This is a genomic window from Streptomyces sp. XM4193, from assembly GCF_023072595.1.
GTDB lineage: Bacteria > Actinomycetota > Actinomycetes > Streptomycetales > Streptomycetaceae > Streptomyces.
On sequence record NZ_JALLGK010000001.1, the window covers coordinates 1,549,510 to 1,569,225 of the forward strand.

Consider the following 19,716-nt stretch of genomic DNA (forward strand, 5'->3'; position numbering starts at 1 on the left):
GCCGACCGACACCCGCCGACTGAACCGGCCGACCGACACCGGCCGACCGGCCCCCCGACACCCGCCGACCGACGACTCCACTCCCGCCGACGGCGGACACCGCCCGCTCGACGCCGAGGGCCACGAACCCACCGAACGCCGGGTGCCCGCACCGAGGGCTCCGCCGGCAGCCGACCATCCTGGAGAACTCCCGATGCCGGACGCCACCGCGACCATCGAAGTACCGCTGACCGCCGGGCAGCGCGGCCTGTGGTTCGCGCAGCTCATCGACCCGGACAATCCGCGCTACCGGGTCGCCGAGCGCACCCTGATCTCCGGACCGGTGGACCTCGCGGCGTTCCGTCAGGCGCTCGCCAGAACCGTCACCGACGCCGAGGTGCTGCGCGGCCGGGTGGTCGCGTCGGGCGCGAACAACGAGCCGGTGCTGGTGGTCGACGAGCGCGCGGTGGAGCCGCCGCTCACCGTCGTGGACCTCTCCGACGCGGAGGACCCGCTGCACGCCGCGGAGGAGTGGCAGCGCGAACGGCTGGAGATCCCGCTGGACGTGGGCAGCCCGGCCGCGTTCGACTTCGCCCTGCTGAAGCTGGCGGACGACTCGTACGTCTGGTTCCAGCAGTACCACCACCTGCTGCTGGACGGAGTCGGCGAGTTCCTGGTGCAGCAGCGCTGCGCGGAGGTCTACAGCGCGCTGTGCGCCGGCCGGATGGTGCCCCGGGCCCAGTTCCCGCTGGTGCGCACCCTCGCCGACGCCGAGTCCGACTACCGCGCCGGCGAACGCCACAGCAAGGACCGGGCGTACTGGACCGAGCGGCTCGCGGATCTGCCGGAACCGGTGACGCTCGGCACCGACACCCCGCACGTGCCGCGCGAGCAGCGCCGCGCGGTGGTCTCCTGGTCGCCCGAACGGGTCGAGGCCGTACGTGCCGCCGGTGCCGAACTGGGTGTCGCCTGGCCGGTGTTGGTGGTGGCCGCGCTGGCGCTCTACCTCGACCGCAGGCGCGGGGAGCGGCAGGTCGTGCTCGGACTGCCGGTCGCGGCCAGGGGCGGAGTCTGCGACAAGGTCCCCGGAATGACCTCCAACGTGCTGCCGCTGCGCCTGGCTCCCGGTGCCTCGGCGACGGTGGGCGAACTGGTGCGCGCGGTCTCCACCGAACTGCGCGCGACCGTCCGGCACCAGCGCTACCGCCAGGAGGACCTGCGGCACGACCTCGGACTGCTGGGAGGCAGCCGGCGGCTCTACGGCCCGCAGATCAACCTCGCGCTCGGCCGGACCGTACTGGATTTCGCCGGGCATCCGGGGATCAGCCGCAACGCCTCCACCGTGCCGACCGACGACCTCTCCCTCGGCCTGGACCGCAGGCCGGACGACGGCGGGCTCGACCTCGTCTACGACGTGCACGCCGGCGTCTTCGACGAGCGGGAGTTCGCCCTGCTGCGCACTCGGCTGGACGCGATCGTGGACGTGCTGGTGGAGGCCGGCCCGGACCTGCCGGTGGCCGGCATCGACACCGCGACCGCGGACGAACTCCGTTCGCTGCTCGGGGAGTTGAACGACACGGAACGGGACGTGCCGGACACCACGCTGCCCGCGCTCTTCGAGCGTCAGGTGCAGGTGCGTCCGCACGCCGAGGCCGTGGTCTTCGGCGAACAGTCCCTGAGCTACGCCGAGTTCAACAAGCAGGTCGCCCGCTGGACACATCTGCTGCTGGCGCGCGGCATCGGTCGCGGCGACCGGGTGGCGGTGGCGCTGCCGCGTTCCCCGGAACTGGTCACCGCGCTGTACGCGACCCACCGGGCGGGTGCCGCCTATGTGCCGATCGACCCCGAACTCCCGGCCGACCGCATCGAGTTCATGCTCGGCGACTGCCGCCCCTCGGTGCTGCTGACCACCGCGGGACTCGACGCGACGCTCCCCCCGACCCCCGAGACCCCGCGCATCGCGGTCGACGCCGTCGCGGAGTTCACCGACCGCCGCGGCCGGGTGCCGGTCGTGCGCGCCGCCGCGCCGAGCGGGCTGGACACCGCGTACGTCATCTACACCTCCGGCTCCACCGGGCGCCCCAAGGGCGTGGCCGTCTCCCACCGCGCGATCGTCAACCGCCTGCTGTGGATGCGCGAGACGTACGGGATCACCCGCTCGGACCGGGTGCTCCAGAAGACCCCGGCCGGATTCGACGTCTCCGTCTGGGAGTTCTTCCTGCCGCTGCTCGCCGGCGGCACGCTGGTCCTCGCCGAGCCCGGTGCGCACACCGACCCGGTCGCGCTGGCTCGGCTGATCGAGTCCGCGCGGATCACCACCGCGCACTTCGTGCCCTCGATGCTCCAGGCGTTCCTCGCCGAGGCGGACCCCGCGCTGTACGCGGGGCTGCGGCGGGTCTTCTCCAGCGGCGAGGCGCTGAGCGGCGCCACCGCCCGCCGGTTCCTCGCCTCCTGCGACGCCGAGCTGCACAACCTCTACGGCCCCACCGAGGCCACCGTCGATGTCACCGCGCACCGGTGCACCGAGGAGGAGCCGGAGGCCGGCGTGCCCATCGGCACCCCGGTCTGGAACACCCGCGCACTGGTGCTGGACCCCGCGCTGCGCCCCGCGCCGTTCGGTGTGACGGGTGAACTCTGGCTGCTCGGCACCCAGTTGGCCGACGGCTACCTGGGCCGGCCGGGGCTGAGCGCCGAGCGGTTCACGGCGAGCCCGTGGGGCCCGCCGGGCTCCCGGATGTACCGCACCGGCGACCTCGCGCGCTGGAACCACGAGGGCAAGCTGGAGTTTCTCGGACGCTCCGACGACCAGGTCAAGGTCCGCGGCTTCCGCATCGAACTCGGCGAGATCCAGGCGCAGTTGGCCGCCGCGCCGGGAGTCGGCCGGGCGGCCGTGGTGACCCGGGACGACCTCGCGGCGAGCGGCGGGCGGTCGGACGTGCGGATCGTCGCGTACCTGGTGCCCGAGACGGGCGCCGAGCCGGACCTGCCGGGCCTGCGCGAGCGGTTGGCCGGCGCGCTGCCCGGGTACATGGTGCCCTCGGCGTTCGTGGTGCTCGACCGGTTGCCGGTCACTGTCAACGGCAAGCTCGACCGGCGCGCGCTGCCCGCCCCCGACTACGGGGCGGGCCGCGGCGGGCGCGCGGCGGCCACCGCAGACGAGGAGCTGCTGTGCGGACTCTTCGCCGAGGTGCTGGGCGTCGAACGCGTCAGCGTGGACGACGACTTCTTCGCCCTGGGCGGCCACTCGCTGCTCGCCACCCGGCTCGTCGGCCGGGTACGGGCGGTGCTCGGCGTCGACCTCGACGTGCGGGACGTCTTCGAGGCCGCGACACCGCTGCGGCTGCTGGAGCGGACCGGGTCCGCCGAGGTGCGCCCGCCGCTCGTGCCCGTGCGCGGCGACGACCCGGCGCCGCTCTCGGCGGGCCAGCGGCAGCAGTGGGTGCTCCACCGGCTGGAGGGCCCGTCGCCGACGTACAACATGGGCTTCGCCCTGCGCATCGCCGGCGAACTGCACCAGAGCGCGCTGCGGGACGCCCTGCACGACGTGGTGGCCCGGCACCGCCCGCTGCGCACCCTCTACCGGGAGGACGAGGCCGGCAACCCGCGGCAGATCGTCCTCGCCGCGCCGGACGCCCGGCCGGAGATGTCGGTGGTGCACGCCACCGAGGCGGCGCTTGCCGGGGCGCTGCGCGCCGAGACGCGGCACTGCTTCGACCTGTCCGCCGAACTCCCTCTGCGCACCACGCTGTTCGAGGTGGGCGAGGAGCACGTCCTGCTGGTGCTGATGCACCACATCGCGGGGGACGGCCAGTCGCTGCACCCGCTGGGCGAGGACCTGCGGCTGGCGTACGCGGCGCGGCTGGCGGGCCGCGCGCCCTCCTTCGGTCCGCAGCCCGTCGACTACGGCGACTACTGCCACTGGCAGCGCGCGGTCCTCGGTGACGAGGACGACCCGGCGAGCCTCACCGCCCGCCAGTACGCGTACTGGAAGGAGGCGCTGGCCGGGCTGCCCGAGGAGATCGCGCTCCCCGCCGACCGGGTGCGCCCGCCCCGGCTCAGCAGCCGGGGCGCCACCGTGCCCGTCACCATCGACCCCGCGCTGCACCGCGCGGTGCTCGCGCTGGCGCGCCGGCGCAACGCCACGGCGTTCATGGTGCTCCAGTCCGCGCTGGCCACGCTCCTCACCCGGCTCGGCGCCGGCGAGGACATCCCGATCGGCAGCGTCGTCGCGGGCCGCGGCGACCAGCAACTCGAAGCCCTCGTCGGCTACTTCGTCAACACCGTGGTGCTGCGCACCGACACCTCGGGCGACCCCACCTTCGCCGAACTCCTCGGCCGGGTGCGCGAGGTCGACCTCGCCGCCTACGCACACCAGGACCTCCCCTTCGAACGGCTCGTGGAGCGGCTCCGCCCCGAGCGCTCCACCTCGCACAACCCGCTCTTCCAGGTCATGCTGGTAATGCAGGACGAACCCGCACCGCCGCAGCTGGCCGGAGCGCAGGTCCGGCCGCTGCCGGTCGCCCCGGAGTTCACCAAGGCGGACCTGGTGCTCCAGATCGGCGAGCGCCACGAGGCCGACGGCACCCCCGCGGGCATCAGCGGCCAACTCGACTACCGCACCGATCTGTTCGAGCCCGAAACGGTCGCCCTCCTGGTCGACCGGCTGGTACGGGTGCTCGCCGCGGCCGTCGCCGAACCGGACCGCCCCACCGGGGAGATCGACGTCCTCGACCCGGCCGAACGCCACCGCCTGCTGGTCGAGTGGAACGCCACCGGCCGACCCGTACCGCCCCGTACGCTCGCGCAGGTCTTCGAGGAGACCGCGGCGGCGCACCCGGACGCGCCCGCGCTGCTCACCGACCGGGGGCAGCTGAGCTACGCCGAACTGGGCGCCCGCGCCAACCGGATGGCCCGTCTGCTGGTCTCCCGCGGGTCCGGGCCGGAGCACCTGATCGCGGTGGTGCTGCCGCGCTCGGTCGACCTGGTGGTCACCGAACTGGCCATCACCAAGGCCGGCGCGGTGTTCGTACCCGTCGATCCGGTCTACCCGACCGAACGGATCGCGCACATCCTCGGCGACGCCCGGCCCACCATGGTCGTGGCGTCCGCCGCCACCGTCGGATCGCTGCCCGAGGTCTACTGCCCGGTGCTGCTCATCGAGGACGCCGAGGCGGAGACCGGCGGCGCACCGACCGGCGGACCGGGGACGGCCGCGGCCGACGCCGACCTCACCGACGCCCAGCGCCGCGGACCGCTGCTGCCGGCCAACACCGCGTACGTCATCTACACCTCCGGCTCCACCGGCGTCCCCAAGGGCGTGGCCGTCACCCACCAGGGCATCGCGGGACTCACCGCCTTCCTGGTCGACCGCTTCGAGGCGACGCCCGGCAGCCGGGTGCTCCAGTTCTCCTCGCCCAGCTTCGACGTCTCGATACTCGAACTCTGCCTCGCGTTCGGCAGCGGCTCGGCGCTCGTCCTCACCTCCGAGGGCCCGCTGGTCGGTGAGACCCTGGCCGCGGTGCTCGCGGAGAACCGGGTGACCCACGCGCTGATCCCGCCCGCCGCGGTGGCGACGCTGCCCGAGGTGCGCCTGCCCGAGCTGCGCACCCTGGCCGTCGGCGGAGACGTCTGCCCGAACGAGCTGGTGCCCCGGTTCGCCCCCGGCCGTCGGATGCTCAACGCCTACGGCCCCACCGAGTACACGGTGGCCGCCACCGCGACGCACGCGCTGCGGCCCGGCGAGCCGCTCACCATCGGCGCCCCGCTGTGGAACACCCGCGTCTACGTGCTGGACCGCGCGCTGCGCCCGGTCGCGCCCGGCGTCCCCGGCGAGATGTACCTCGCCGGCGACGGGATCGCCCGCGGCTATCTCCACCAACCCGCCCTGACCGTCGGGCGATTCGTCGCCGACCCGTTCGACGCGCACGGCAGCCGGATGTACCGCACCGGCGACCTGGTGCGGTGGACCGCCCACGGCGAGCTGGAGTACCTCGGCCGCACCGACAACCAGGTCAAGATCCGCGGCTTCCGGGTGGAGCTCGGCGAGATCGAGACGGTGCTCGGCGGCCACCCCGAGGTGCGCCAGTGCGTCGTCGTGGTGCACGAGAACGAGGCCGGCACCAAGCGGCTGGTGGGATACGTCGTGGTGGCCAGGGCCGGCAGCGTGGACAGCGAGGCCCTGACCGCGTACGCGGCCGGGTTGCTGCCCGAGTACATGGTGCCCGCCGCGCTGATGGTCCTGGACCGGCTGCCCACCAACTCCAACGGGATGAAGGTCGACCGGTCCGCACTGCCGGAGCCGGTGTTCGGCGCGCACACCACCCGTACCGTGCCGCGTTCGGAGGCCGAGGCGACGCTCTGCGAGCTCTTCGCGGCGGTGCTCGGGGCGCCCGAAGTCGGCGTCCACGACAGCTTCTTCACGCTCGGCGGCGACAGCATCATGTCGATCCAGCTGGTCACGCGCGCCCGCGCGGCCGGGCTGGAGTTCACCCCCAAGGAGGTCTTCACCCACCTCACCGTCGCGGCCCTGGCCGAGGTGGCACGGCGGGTGGACGGCGCCGAGGGCGCGCAGGCCCCCGACGGCACCGACAGCACCGGCGAGGCGGCTCCGGTAGACGCCTCCTCCGTCCGGCTCCCGGCGCAGCTCGCCGGTACGGGCCCGGTGCGGCTCACGCCGATCATGCACTGGCTGCGCGAAACCGGCCGCCCGGTGGACGACTTCGCCCAGTCCGTACTGCTCACCACCCCCGCAGGGCTGACCGAGGAGCGGGCGCGGGAACTCGTCGCGGCCATGCTGGAGCGGCACGACGCCCTGCGGATGCGGCTGCTGCACCGCCGCACCTGGCGGGCGGTGATCGACCCGCACGGAACCGTGACCGCCGAGGAGTGCCTGCGCCGGGTGGACACCGCCGGGCTGGACGGCGACGCGCTGGCCGCCGTGCTCCGCGCCGAACACGACCGCAGCCATGCCCAACTCGCCCCGTCCGAGGGGCAGATGGTGCGCGCGGTCTGGTTCGACGCGGGTCCGGACCGGCCGGGCCGGCTGCTGCTCGTACTGCACCACCTGGTCGTGGACGGCGTCTCCTGGCGCATCCTCGCCGCCGACCTCGCCGCCGACGCGCGGAGCCTGGACGCCGGCGAGCCGCCCGCGCTCGAAGGGCCCCCGACCTCCTACCGGGCCTGGGCACAGACCGTCGCCGACACCGCGCACGACCCCGAACTCCTCGACCGGCTGGACGACTGGCTGGCCGTCCTGGACGCGCCCGACGCACCGCTCGCCGAGCGCCCGGTCGACCCCGCCACCGACACCGCCGTTCGGCTGGTGGACACCGAACTCACGCTGCCCGTACCGCTCACCGAGGCGCTGCTCACCACGGCGCCCGCGGCGTTCCGGGTGCGCACCCACGAACTGCTGCTGGCCGCACTGGCGTTGGCGACCGCCCGACTGCGCGCCGAGCGCGGCGAGGACCACAGCGCGCTGCTGGTCGATCTGGAGGGGCACGGCCGGGACCAGCTCGACACCCTGGACGTGACCCGCACCGTCGGGTGGTTCACCGTGATGCACCCGGCCCGGCTGGACCTCGCCGGCGTCGACCTCGACGCGGTGTGGTCCGACGGCGCCGCCGACCAGGCCGCCGCCGCGGTCGCCCTGGTCAGGGAGCAGCTGAGGTCACTGCCCGACGCGCTGGGATACGGCCAGCTGCGCTACCTCAACCCCGAGACCGCGGTCGAGTTCGAAGGGCTGGCCGTCCCGCAGATCGCCTTCAACTACCTGGGCCGGCTTGGCAGTTCGGACGAGATCGCCGACCACTTCGCGCTCGCACCCGAACAGGGCGAACTCGGCGCCGGCGCCGGCGCCGACGCTCCGGTGCGGCACACCCTGGCGATCAACGCCGTCACACTCGACGGCGCCGGTGGCCCCGCGCTCACCGCCACCTTCAGCCGCCCCGTCGAGCTGCTCTCCGAGCAGGAGGTCACCCGGCTGACGCGGCTGTGGCAAGAGGCGCTGGAGGTCCTGAACGACGCCGCCCGCGCCGGTGCGGCGATCCGCCCCACCCCCGACGACTTCCCGCTGATGCCGCTGCGGAGCGCGGAGTTGGCGGCCCTGCTGGACGAGGTCCCCGACCTCGCCGACGTGCTTCCGACGGCACCGCTGGCCGAGTCCTTCTTCTTCCACGCGGCCTTCCACGAGCGCGGCAACGACCCCTACACACCGCAGGTGGTCCTCGACCTGGGCGGCGCGCTCGACGCCGAGCTGCTGGCCGACGCCGCGCGCACGGTCTTCGACCGCTACCCCAACCTGCGTTCCGGCTTCACCGACCGAGGGCTGCCGCGCCCGGTCCAGTACGTTCCCGCCCGCGCCGAACTGCCCTTCCGCGTCGTCGATCTGACCGGGAGCGCCGACGCGGAGGCGGAGAGCCGCCGACTGCTCGGCGAGGACCGTGCCGCCGGCTTCGCTCTGGAGGCGCCGCCGCTCATCCGCCTGATGCTGCTGCGCCTGGGCGAGGAGCACCACAGGCTGGTGCTGACCAACCACCACATCCTGCTGGACGGCTGGTCCGTGCCGCTGCTGCTGCGCGAGATCTTCGACTGCTACGCCGCCGGCGCAGACCCGGCCGCGCTGCGTCCGGCCGCCCGCTACCACGACTATCTGCACTGGCTGGTGCGCCAGGACCGCGAGGCGGCGGCGCTCGCCTGGCAGCGCGCACTGGCGGGCATCGACCGTCCCACCCTCCTGGCCGGCCCCCGCCGCACCCAGGCGGCTCCGGAGGCCGAGCCGCGCTCCGGCGCCGAGGTGCGCTCCGGCGCCGAGCCGCGCTCCGGCGCCGAGGTGCGTACGGACGGGGAGGTGCGTACGAACGCCGAGGTGCGTACGGAGCCGGAGTCGCTTCCGGCGGGCGATGCGGCCGGACCGGCGATGCGGCCGGAGTGCCTGTCCGTGCGACTGCCCGGGCTCAACGGGCTCGCCCGTGCCTGCGGCGTCACCGTCAACACCGCGCTCCAGGGCCTGTGGGCGCTGGTGCTCGCCGCCCGCACCGGTCAGCAGGACGTGCTCTTCGGCGCCACGGTCTCCGGCCGCCCGCCCGAGGTCCCGGGCATCGAGTCCATGGTCGGACTGCTCATCAACACCGTGCCCGTACGGGTCGCGACCGGCGACGCGGACACGGTGCACGAGCTGCTCACACGTCTCCAGGCGGAGCAGGCGGAGCTGCTGGAACACCACCACCTGGGCCTCACCGAGATCCAGCGGGCGGCCGGCAGCGGCGAACTCTTCGACACCCTGCTGGTGTTCGAGAACTACCCGCTCGATCCCGAGACCACGGAGCTGCCCGGCACCGGGCTGGAACTCACCGCGGTCGACAGCGAGGAGACCGGCCACTACCCCGTCTCCGTCGTCGCGCTGCCCGGCGAGGAGCCCGAGGTGCGGTTCCACTACCGGGCCGAACTGCTCCCGCAGGCGGAGATCGCCGCGATGGCGGAGCAACTGACCGCTCTGCTGGCGCGGTTCGCCGCCGACCCCACGACACCGCTCTCGGCCGTCGACACCCTCTCCGGGAGCGAGCGGCAGGAGCTGCTCGCCGAGGGCCGCGGCCCCGTGCGCGAACTGCCGACCGGTTCGGTTCCGTCGCGGTTCGCGGAGCGGGTGGCGGCGGATTCGGGTGCGGTGGCGTTGTTGTCGGGTGAAGTGCGGGTTTCTTACGGGGAGTTGGAGGTGCGGGCAAATCGTCTTGCGCATCGTCTGGTGGGGTTGGGGGTTGGTTGTGAGGACCGTGTCGCGGTGGTGCAGGGCCGTTCGGTGGAGCTGGTGGTGTCCGAGCTGGCGGTGCTGAAGGCCGGCGGTGCGTACGTCCCGCTGGACCCGAGGACACCGGCCGCCCGTCTGGCCTCGATCGTCTCCAGGAGCGGCGCCGTCGCCGTGCTCACCGACGACGACGCCTTCACCGCTCCGGACGGGGTGGCTGTGGTGCGGGTCGGCGATCGGTCCGCGGAGACGTTCGACGGCCCGGACTCGGCGCCCGAAGTGGAGGTGCACGCCGACCAGTTGGCGTATGTCATCTTCACTTCCGGTTCGACCGGTGAGCCCAAGGGCGTCGGCGTCTCGCACCGCTCACTGCTCGGTTTCGTCGGGGACACCCTCTGGCAGGGCCCGAACTACGCGCGGATGCTCCAGCACGTGGCGCCCTCCTTCGACCCGTCGGTACTGGAGACCTGGGGCTCGCTCCTGCACGGCCGCGAGCTGGTGATCGCGCCTTCCGGCGAGCTGGACCTCGCACGGCTGGCGCGCACCATCCGCGAGGAGCAGGTCACCGCGCTGATGCTGCCGGCCGCGGTCTTCGCACTGATCGCGGAGGAGGACCCGGAGTGCTTCGCCGGTGTGCGCGAGCTGATGGCCGGCGGTGAGGCGATGTCCTCGCCCGCCGCGCGCCGCCTGCTCGCGGCGAACCCCTCCCTCGTGCTGCACAACGGCTACGGGCCCACCGAGACCACCGTGATGCCGACCGTGTTCACCATGCGGGGCCCGGACGAGGTGCCGTTGTCGGTGCCGATCGGTCGTCCGATGGACAACCGTCGGGTGTATGTGTTGGATGCGCGGTTGCGGTTGGTTCCTCGTGGGGTGGCGGGGGAGTTGTATGTGGGTGGTGCGGGGTTGGCTCGGGGTTATGTGGGTGCGCCGGGTGTGTCGGCGGGTCGTTTTGTGGCTGATCCGTTCGGTGAGCCGGGTGGTCGGATGTATCGGACGGGTGATGTGGTGCGGTGGGGTGCCGAGGGTGGTTTGGTGTTTTTGGGTCGGGTGGACGATCAGGTGAAGGTGCGGGGTTTCCGCATCGAACTGGGTGAGATCGAGGCGGTGTTGGGGTCGTGTCCGGGGGTGCGGCAGGCGGTTGCGGTGGTGCGTGAGGACGTGCCGGGCGATCGGCGGATCGTCGCCTACTGCGTCACCGAGGAGGGGTCGGACCTCACCGAGAGCGGGTTGCGCGGCCAGGTGGCGTCGACCCTCCCGGAGTACATGGTGCCGAGCGCCTGCGTGCTGCTCGATGACCTGCCGTTGACGGTGAACGGGAAGGTGGATCGGCGGGCGTTGCCGGTTCCGGTGGTGGTTTCCGGTGAGGGTCGTGGTCCTCGTGATGCGCGTGACGAAGCGCTGTGTGCGGTGTTCGCGGAGGTGTTGGGTCTGGCGCCGGGTGCTGTCGGTATCGATGACAACTTCTTCGCGTTGGGCGGGCATTCGCTGCTGGCGACGCGGTTGGTGAGTCGGGTGCGTACGGTGCTGGAGCGGGAGGTGTCGGTGCGTGCGGTCTTCGAGGCACCCACCGTCGCCGAGTTCGCCGGTGTGCTCGACGGGGCCGGCTCCGGACGTCCCGCTCTGCGGCCGATGCCGCGCGAGGGCGTCGTGCCGGCTTCGTTCGGTCAGCGGCGGCTGTGGTTCCTGAACACGCTCGACCCCGACGCCGCCCCGTACCGGATTCCCGCGGTGCTGCGGGTCCGCGGGGAGCTGGACGTGGACGCACTGCGTGCGGCGTTCGTCGATGTGGTGGAGCGGCACGAGGTGCTTCGGACTGTCTACCCGGCGGTCAACGGTGAGCCGCACCAGCAGGTGCTTCCGGCGTCTCGGACGGCGCTCTGGGACCAGCCGGTGGAGGTCACCGAGGACGGGCTGCTCGGCGCGCTGGAGGAGGAGTTCGCCCACGGCTTCGACCTGGAGACCGAACCCCCGTTGCGGGTGCGGTTGTTCAGGCTGAGGTCGGATGAGCATGTGGTGTTGGTGGTGTTGCATCACATCGCGGGTGACGGGGGCTCGATTGCTCCGTTGGTGGGTGATCTTTCGGCTGCGTACGGGGCGCGGTGTCGTGGTGAGTTGCCGTCGTGGGGTGAGTTGCGGGTTCAGTACGGTGATTTCGCTTTGTGGCAGCGTCGTTGGTTGGGTGATGAGGCTGATGCGGGTTCGGTGATCGCTGGTCAGTTGGCGTATTGGCGTGGTGTGTTGGCGGGGTTGCCGGAGGGTGTGGAGTTGCCGGTGGATCGGGTGCGTCCGGCGGTGGCTGGTCATCGTGGTGGTGCGGTGGAGTTGGTGGTGCCGGCGGAGGTGCATCGCGGGTTGGCGGTGTTGGCGGGTGAGCGTCGGGCGAGTGTGTTCATGGCTGTGCATGCGGGTCTTGCCGCGTTGTTGGCGCGGGTGGGTGCGGGGGAGGATCTTGCGATCGGTACGCCGATCTCGGGTCGGGTGGACGAGGCGTTGGACGGTCTGGTCGGGTTCTTCGTCAACACGCTGGTGCTGCGCACGGATGTCTCGGGTGATCCGAGCTTCGTGGAACTCCTGGACCGGGTGCGGCAGACGGATCTGGACGCCTATGCGCATCAGGACGTCCCCTTCGAGCGTCTGGTGGAGGTCCTCAATCCGCCCCGCACGCTCTCCCGACACCCCCTCTTCCAGGTCATGCTCACCCTCCAGAACGAGGAGCGGGACACCGTCGGGATGGACGGGCTCGATGTCGAGCCGATGGACTTCGACGCAGGGGAGGAGCAGTTCGACCTCTCGGTGGAGCTGACCGAGCGCTTCCGGCCGGACGGCGCGGCGGACGGTATGACGGGCCGGTTGCACTACCGCACGGACCTGTTCGAGGCGGACACGGTGCGCAGGCTCGCCGACACCTTCACCCGCCTCCTGACCGAACTGGTCGCGGCACCCGAACAGCCTATCCACGCACCGCAGTTGCTCGACGAGCGGGAGCGTGCGGCGATGCTGGTCGCCGGTCGCGGCCCGAGGCGGCTGTCGTCCGGCGGTTCGGTTCCGTCGCGGTTCGCGGAGCGGGTGGCGGCGGATTCGGGTGCGGTGGCGTTGTTGTCGGGTGAAGTGCGGGTGTCGTACGGGGAGTTGGAGGTGCGGGCGAATCGTCTTGCGCATCGTCTGGTGGGGTTGGGGGTTGGTTGTGAGGACCGTGTCGCGGTGGTGCAGGGCCGTTCGGTGGAGCTGGTGGTTTCGCAGCTGGCGGTGCTGAAGGCCGGCGGCACGTATGTCCCGCTGGACCCGCGCAGCCCGGCGGAGCGGCTGGGCCGCATGCTCGCCGTCTGCGGCGCCGAGGTGGTCCTCACCGACGACGACGCCTTCACCGCTCCGGAGGGGGTGGCTGTGGTGCGGGTCGGTGGTGCGTCGGCGGAGGTCGACGGTCCGGACTCGGCGCCCGAGGTGGTGGTGCACGCCGACCAGTTGGCGTATGTGATCTTCACTTCCGGTTCGACCGGTGAGCCCAAGGGCGTCGGTGTCTCGCACCGCTCACTGCTGAACTTCGTCTTCGACGGCGAGTGGGACGGTCCGGAGCACGCACGGATGCTCCAGCACCTGGCGCACTCCTTCGACCCCTCGATGTACGAGCTGTGGGTGTCGCTGCTGCACGGCCGCGAGCTGGTGATCGCGCCGGTCGGCGACCTGGACGTACGGGAGTTGGCGCGCTCGATTCGGTCCGAGCGGGTCACCGCGCTCGCCCTCCCGGCCGCGGTCTTCGCGCTGATGGCCGAGGAAGTGCCGGAGTGCTTCGCCGGTGTGCGCGAGGTGATGGTCGGCGGCGAGGCGATGCCCGCGCCCGCGGTGCGTCGGGTGCTGGCGGTCAACCCCGCGCTGCGGCTGCGCAACGGCTACGGACCTACCGAGACCACCGTGATGCCGACGTCTCACGTGCTCGACGGCGCGAATGCCGAGGTGCCGTTGTCGGTGCCGATCGGTCGTCCGATGGACAACCGTCGGGTGTATGTGCTGGATGCGCGGTTGCGGTTGGTTCCTCGTGGGGTGGCGGGGGAGTTGTATGTGGGTGGTGCGGGGTTGGCTCGGGGTTATGTGGGTGCGCCGGGTGTGTCGGCGGGTCGTTTTGTGGCTGATCCGTTCGGTGAGCCGGGTGGTCGGATGTATCGGACGGGTGATGTGGTGCGGTGGGGTGCCGAGGGTGGTTTGGTGTTTTTGGGTCGGGTGGACGATCAGGTGAAGGTGCGGGGTTTCCGCATCGAACTGGGTGAGATCGAGGCGGTGTTGGGGTCGTGTCCGGGGGTGCGGCAGGCGGTTGCGGTGGTGCGTGAGGACGTGCCGGGCGATCGGCGGATCGTCGCCTACTGCGTCACCGAGGAGGACGGGGAGTTCGACGAGCGGGCGCTGCGCGCGGCAGCCGCCGGCGCACTGCCCGACTACATGGTGCCGACCGCCCTGGTCGAGCTGGACGCCCTGCCGTTGACGGTGAACGGGAAGGTGGATCGGCGGGCGTTGCCGGTGCCGGTGGTGGTTTCCGGTGAGGGTCGTGGTCCTCGTGATGCGCGTGAGGAAGCGCTGTGTGCGGTGTTCGCGGAGGTGCTGGGCCTGGCGCCGGGTGCTGTCGGCATCGACGACAACTTCTTCGCGCTGGGCGGGCATTCGCTGCTGGCGACACGCCTGGTGAGCCGGGTGCGTACGGTGCTGGAGCGGGAGGTGTCGGTGCGTGCGGTCTTCGAGGCACCCACCGTCGCCGAGTTCGCCCTCGCGGTGGAGGGATCGGCGGCCGGCAGGCCACCGCTGGAGCCGATGCCGCGCGAGGGCGTCGTGCCGGCTTCGTTCGGTCAGCGGCGGCTGTGGTTCCTCAACGCGCTCGACCCGGACTCCTCGCCCTACCGCAACCCGGCGGTGTTGCGGGTCCGCGGCGAGCTGGACGTGGACGCGCTGCGTGCGGCGTTCGTCGATGTGGTGGAGCGGCACGAGGTGCTGCGCACGGTCTACCCGGCGGTGAACGGTGAGCCGACGCAGTTGCTGGTGCCGCCGTCCGAGGTGGAGCTGTTCGAGCGGGCCGTCGCGGTCTCCGAAGCGGAGCTGACGGACGTCCTCGCCGCCGAGCTGACCCGCGGCTTCGACCTCGCGGCTCAACCCCCGTTGCGGGTGCGGTTGTTCGGGTTGGGTGCGGATGAGCATGTGGTGTTGGTGGTGTTGCATCACATTGCGGGTGACGGGGGTTCGATTGCTCCGTTGGTGGGTGATCTTTCGGTTGCGTATGGGGCGCGGTGTCGTGGTGAGTTGCCGTCGTGGGGTGAGTTGCGGGTTCAGTACGGTGATTTCGCGTTGTGGCAGCGTCGTTGGTTGGGTGATGAGGCTGATGCGGGTTCGGTGATTGCGGGTCAGTTGGCGTATTGGCGTGGTGTGTTGGCGGGGTTGCCGGAGGGTGTGGAGTTGCCGGTGGATCGGGTGCGTCCGGCGGTGGCTGATCATCGTGGTGGTGCGGTGGAGTTGGTGGTGCCGGCGGAGGTGCATCGTGGGTTGGCGGTGTTGGCCGGTGAGCGTCGGGCGAGTGTGTTCATGGCTGTGCATGCGGGTCTTGCTGCGTTGTTGGCGCGGGTGGGTGCGGGGGAGGATCTTGCGATCGGTACGCCGATCTCGGGTCGGGTGGACGAGGCGTTGGACGGTCTGGTCGGGTTCTTCGTGAACACGCTGGTGCTGCGCACGGATGTCTCGGGTGATCCGAGCTTCGTGGAACTCCTGGACCGGGTGCGGCAGACGGATCTGGACGCGTACGCGCATCAGGACGTTCCCTTCGAGCGTCTGGTGGAGGTCCTCAATCCGCCCCGCACGCTCTCCCGACACCCCCTCTTCCAGGTCATGCTCACCCTCCAGAACGAGGAGCCCGCGGACTTCGCCGTCCCGGGCCTGAGCGTCTCCTCGGAGCAGCTCCAGGAGGAGGGCGGCGCCAAGTTCGATCTGTCGCTGCACCTGACCGAGCGCTTCGGTCCGCAGGGCGAGCCGGCCGGACTCGGCGGCAGCCTGAGGTACCGCACGGACCTGTTCGAGGCGGACACGGTGCGCAGGCTCGCCGACACCTTCACCCGCCTCCTGACCGAACTGGTCGCGGCACCCGAACAGCCCATCCACGCACCCGAGTTGCTCGACGCCGCGACGCGCAGGCAGCTGCTGAGCGAGTGGAACGACACGGAGACGGCGCCCGCGGAGGCGACGCTTCCCGAACTGCTGACCGCACAGGCCGGCCGTACTCCCGGATCGGTCGCCCTCCGGCACGGTCGGGATCAGCTGACCTATGCCGAGCTGGTCGCGGCGACCGAGCGGCTGGCGCACGTGCTGCGACTGCGCGGAGCGGGCGCCGAGCAGGTGGTGGCGGTCGCGCTGCCGAAGTCGATCGGCCAGCTGGTCGCGCTGCTGGCGGTACTGCGCGCCGGCGCCGCCTATCTGCCGCTCGACCCGGAACTGCCCGCTGAACGCCTGGAGTTCGTCCTCGCCAACTCCCGTGCGTCGCTGCTGATCTCGGCCGAGGAGGCCGCCGGCGGCCTCGCCACCGGAAGCGGCCGGACCGGGAAGGACGCGCGGCTGCCCGTCCTCGTCCTCGACCCCGGCACCGGAGCGGCCGGCGAAGCCGTGCACGCCGAGGCCGATGCCGCATCCGTCGGCGCCGCCGCCGGCCCGCTGCCCTGGCCGAGGCCGCAGGACCCGGCGTACGTCATCTACACCTCCGGATCGACCGGCAGGCCCAAGGGGGTGGTCGTCGAACACCGGGCGCTCAGCGACTATCTCGCCTTCGCGGCCGACCGCTACCCGGGGATGCGCGAGGGGAGCCTGGTCACCACGACGGCCTCCTTCGACCTGACCGTCACCGGTATGTACGTGCCGCTGACGGTCGGTGGCACCGTGCGTCTCGCGACACTCGACGACGATCCGCAGACCCTGGCGGCGCTGCGCGAGAACCCGTGCGCGCTGACCAAGATGACCCCCAGCCACCTGCCGCTGCTGGCCGAGCTGCCCGAGGAGTACGCGCCGCGCTCCGAACTGCTGCTGGGCGGCGAGGCGTTGCAGGGGGAGGCGCTGCGCGCCTGGCGGACCGCTCATCCGGACGTCGGGGTGGTCAACTGCTACGGACCCACCGAGCTCACGGTCAACTGCGCAGACCACCGCATCGAGCCGGGCGCTCCGCTGCCCGACGGCCCGGTGCCGATCGGACGCCCGATGGCCAACACCGCGGCCTATGTGCTCGACCGGCGGCTGCGACCGGTTCCGCCGGGTGTGGCGGGCGAACTGTACGTCTCCGGCGCCGGGTTGGCGCGCGGCTATCTGGACCGGCCGGCGCTGACCTCCGAACGCTTCGTCGCCGACCCGTTCGGGCGGGCGGGCGCCAGGATGTACCGCACCGGTGACCTCGCGCGGTGGAACGCCGAGGGCCTGCTGGTCTTCCTCGGCCGCGCCGACGAACAGGTCAAGATTCGCGGCTTCCGCATCGAACTCGGCGAGATCGAGGCGGAGTTGACGCGCCTGCCGGGGGTCCGACAGGCCGTCGCGACGGTGCGTTCCGACCGGCCCGGCGATCAGCGTCTGGTGGCCTACGCGGTGCCCGAGCGCGGTGTTTCGCTGGAGCCGACCGTGCTGCGGGACGCGCTGGTCGGCGTGCTGCCCGACTACCAGGTGCCGTCCGCCTACGTGGTGCTGGAGGAGCTGCCGCTCACCGCACACCGCAAGGTCGACCGTGCGGCGCTGCCCGCGCCGGCCGACCGCCGGCCCGTCGGAGCCCCGCCCGCGAACGAGGTGGAACGGCAGCTGTGCGAGCTGTTCGCCGAGACCCTCGGAATCCGTGAAGTCGCCGCCGACGAGAGCTTCTTCGAGCTGGGCGGCCACTCCCTCCTCGCCACCGCGCTGATCGCCCGGGTCCGCGAGACACTGGGCGTGCGTCTGGGCATCCGTACGCTCTTCGAAGCACCCGACGTGGCCTCCCTCGCCCGCCGGGTGGCCGGCCACCGGGACGGTACGGACGACGGCTTCGACGTACTGGTCGCGCTGCGCGAGGAGGGCACCGCGGCACCGGTGTTCTGCGCCCACCCGGCGAGCGGCTTCGTCCGGGCCTACCGCGGACTGCTGCCGCACCTGCCCGAGGGCACACCGGTCCACGGACTCCAGCCGCGCGGGATGGACGGTACGCCGCTGCCCCGCACCGTCACCGAGGCCGCGACCGACTGGCTGGACCAGGTGCGCAAGATCCAGCCCCACGGGCCGTACCGGCTGGTGGGCTACTCCTTCGGCGGAATCGTGGTGCACGAGATGGCGGCGCAGCTCCAGGAGGCGGGCGAGCGCGTGGAACTGCTCGCCGTGCTGGACACCGTGCCGCGCACCGGGCAGGAGCCGGAAGCGGCGCAGGAGGACGTGGACGACGGCCTCCTGCGCGCCATGCTCGCCATGGGCGGCTACGACCTCACCGGGCTCGACGGACGGCTCGACGCCGAGCGGGTGGCCGATATCCTCGACGAACGCGGCGGGATGTTCGGCGACCTGGACGCCGGCCAACTCCGGCGCCTGTGCGCGCTGATGGCGAACAACAGCACCATGGCGCGGGACCACACACCGCGCCGCTACCGCGGGGAGCTGCGGCTTTTCGTCGCCACCGGCGGCGAGCGGGTCCTGGACCCGGCGCTCTGGGAGCCGTACGTGGACGGCGAGATCGTCCGCCACTCGCTGGACACCGACCATCCCGGCGTCACCCGCCCCGCGGCACTCGCCGACATCGGCCGCACACTGGCCACCGCCCTCACCCCGGACCCGGACCCGGACCCGCATCCCGACCCGGACACCAGCACGGCGCCGGCTCCGGGGCCCTCCGCACCGGCTGCCGACGCGGACGCGGCTGCCCCCGCCGAGGACGAGGAGGACGCCCGATGAACGCACACACCGCGCACACCGTGCACTCCGGCGCTGCGCGGTTCGCCGCGCCGCTGCGGGCAGTCGACCGGGTGGAGGTCGAACGCCCCGCGCCCGCGATGGCGTTCCGCGCCTACAAGACCGTCGACCGCCGCGACCCGTACATGGACGGGCACTTCCCCGGACTCACGCTGCTGCCCGCGACGTTCTTCCTGGAGGCGCTGCGCCAGTCGCTGGACCTGGTGGCCGACGGGCCCGAACCGGTCGGACTGCTGGGCGTCGGTACGGGCCGCTGGCTCTCGCCGGTCCTCGACGGCGAGGAGGTCTGCCTGGACGTCGGGGCCGAACCGGCGGGCCCCGGCCACTGGGCGGTACGCGTCCGGGGGAGCCGTGCGGACGGCACCCCGGTGGCGGTGGTGAAGGCGACCGCGACCACCGGCAGCGCCCCCACCGGCTCCGCGGACGGCTCCACCGAACCGGCTGACCCGTACGGCCCGCCCGCGGGCCTTCCCACCCTCCCCGGCGCCGATCCGGCGTCGGAGCTCCGCGCACCCTCCGGACCGCCGGCGCCCGGCTCCGCGGGCGTCCGACTGCCCGACTACGCCGAGATGTTGGCGGTGCTGCCGGTCGCACATCCGATCGTGCTCGTCGACCGGGTCGAGCAGCTCGAACCGGGCCGACGCGCGGTGGTGAGCAAGGCCGTGACCGGCTCCGAACCCTGCTACCGCGGCATGCCGAGCGGGCTGCCCGCCTCCCGGTACGCCTACCCGCCCTCACTGCTGCTGGAGTCCTTCGGGCAGGCCGCGGCGCTGCTGTGGCTGGACAGCGTCCCGAGCGACGGCGTGCGGATGGCGGCGTCGGTGCGCGACTGCCGCTTCCTCGGGCAGGTCCACCCGGGCGCCGTGCTGCGCCATGTGGTCCGGGTGGATCGGCAGATCGGCGACGACGTGTTCGTCTCCGGCCGGACCTGGGACGGCGACCGCTGCGTACTGGCCGTCGGCATGATGGCCACCGTCACCCGTCCCCGGTCCCACGTCTGCGGCGGACGTCCGGCCTCCTGACGCGCCTCGCGCGGGGCGGGGCCCGGTCGGCACCGGCCGAGC

The 19,716-nt window shown here is 72.5% G+C and carries 2 protein-coding genes; both read left to right on the forward strand.

Going from position 1 to position 19,716, the window contains the following annotated elements:
• The first annotated feature begins 193 nt into the window (after window positions 1–193).
• Entirely contained in the window at window positions 194–18,634 is an 18,441-nt protein-coding gene (locus MTQ01_RS06530; protein WP_247487346.1) for a non-ribosomal peptide synthetase, read from the forward strand.
• Window positions 18,631–19,674 (forward strand): hypothetical protein, encoded by a 1,044-nt coding sequence (locus MTQ01_RS06535; RefSeq protein ID WP_247487348.1) that lies wholly within the window; start codon window positions 18,631–18,633, stop codon window positions 19,672–19,674. Before MTQ01_RS06530 ends, MTQ01_RS06535 begins: the two co-directional genes overlap by 4 nt.
• Window positions 19,675–19,716: the final 42 nt, after the last annotated feature.

Coding starts and splice junctions, on each gene's coding strand:
- MTQ01_RS06530 (WP_247487346.1), top strand. CDS start 194: ATGCCGGACGCCACCGCGACCATCGAAGTACCGCTGACCGCCGGGCAG.
- MTQ01_RS06535 (WP_247487348.1), top strand. CDS start 18,631: ATGAACGCACACACCGCGCACACCGTGCACTCCGGCGCTGCGCGGTTC.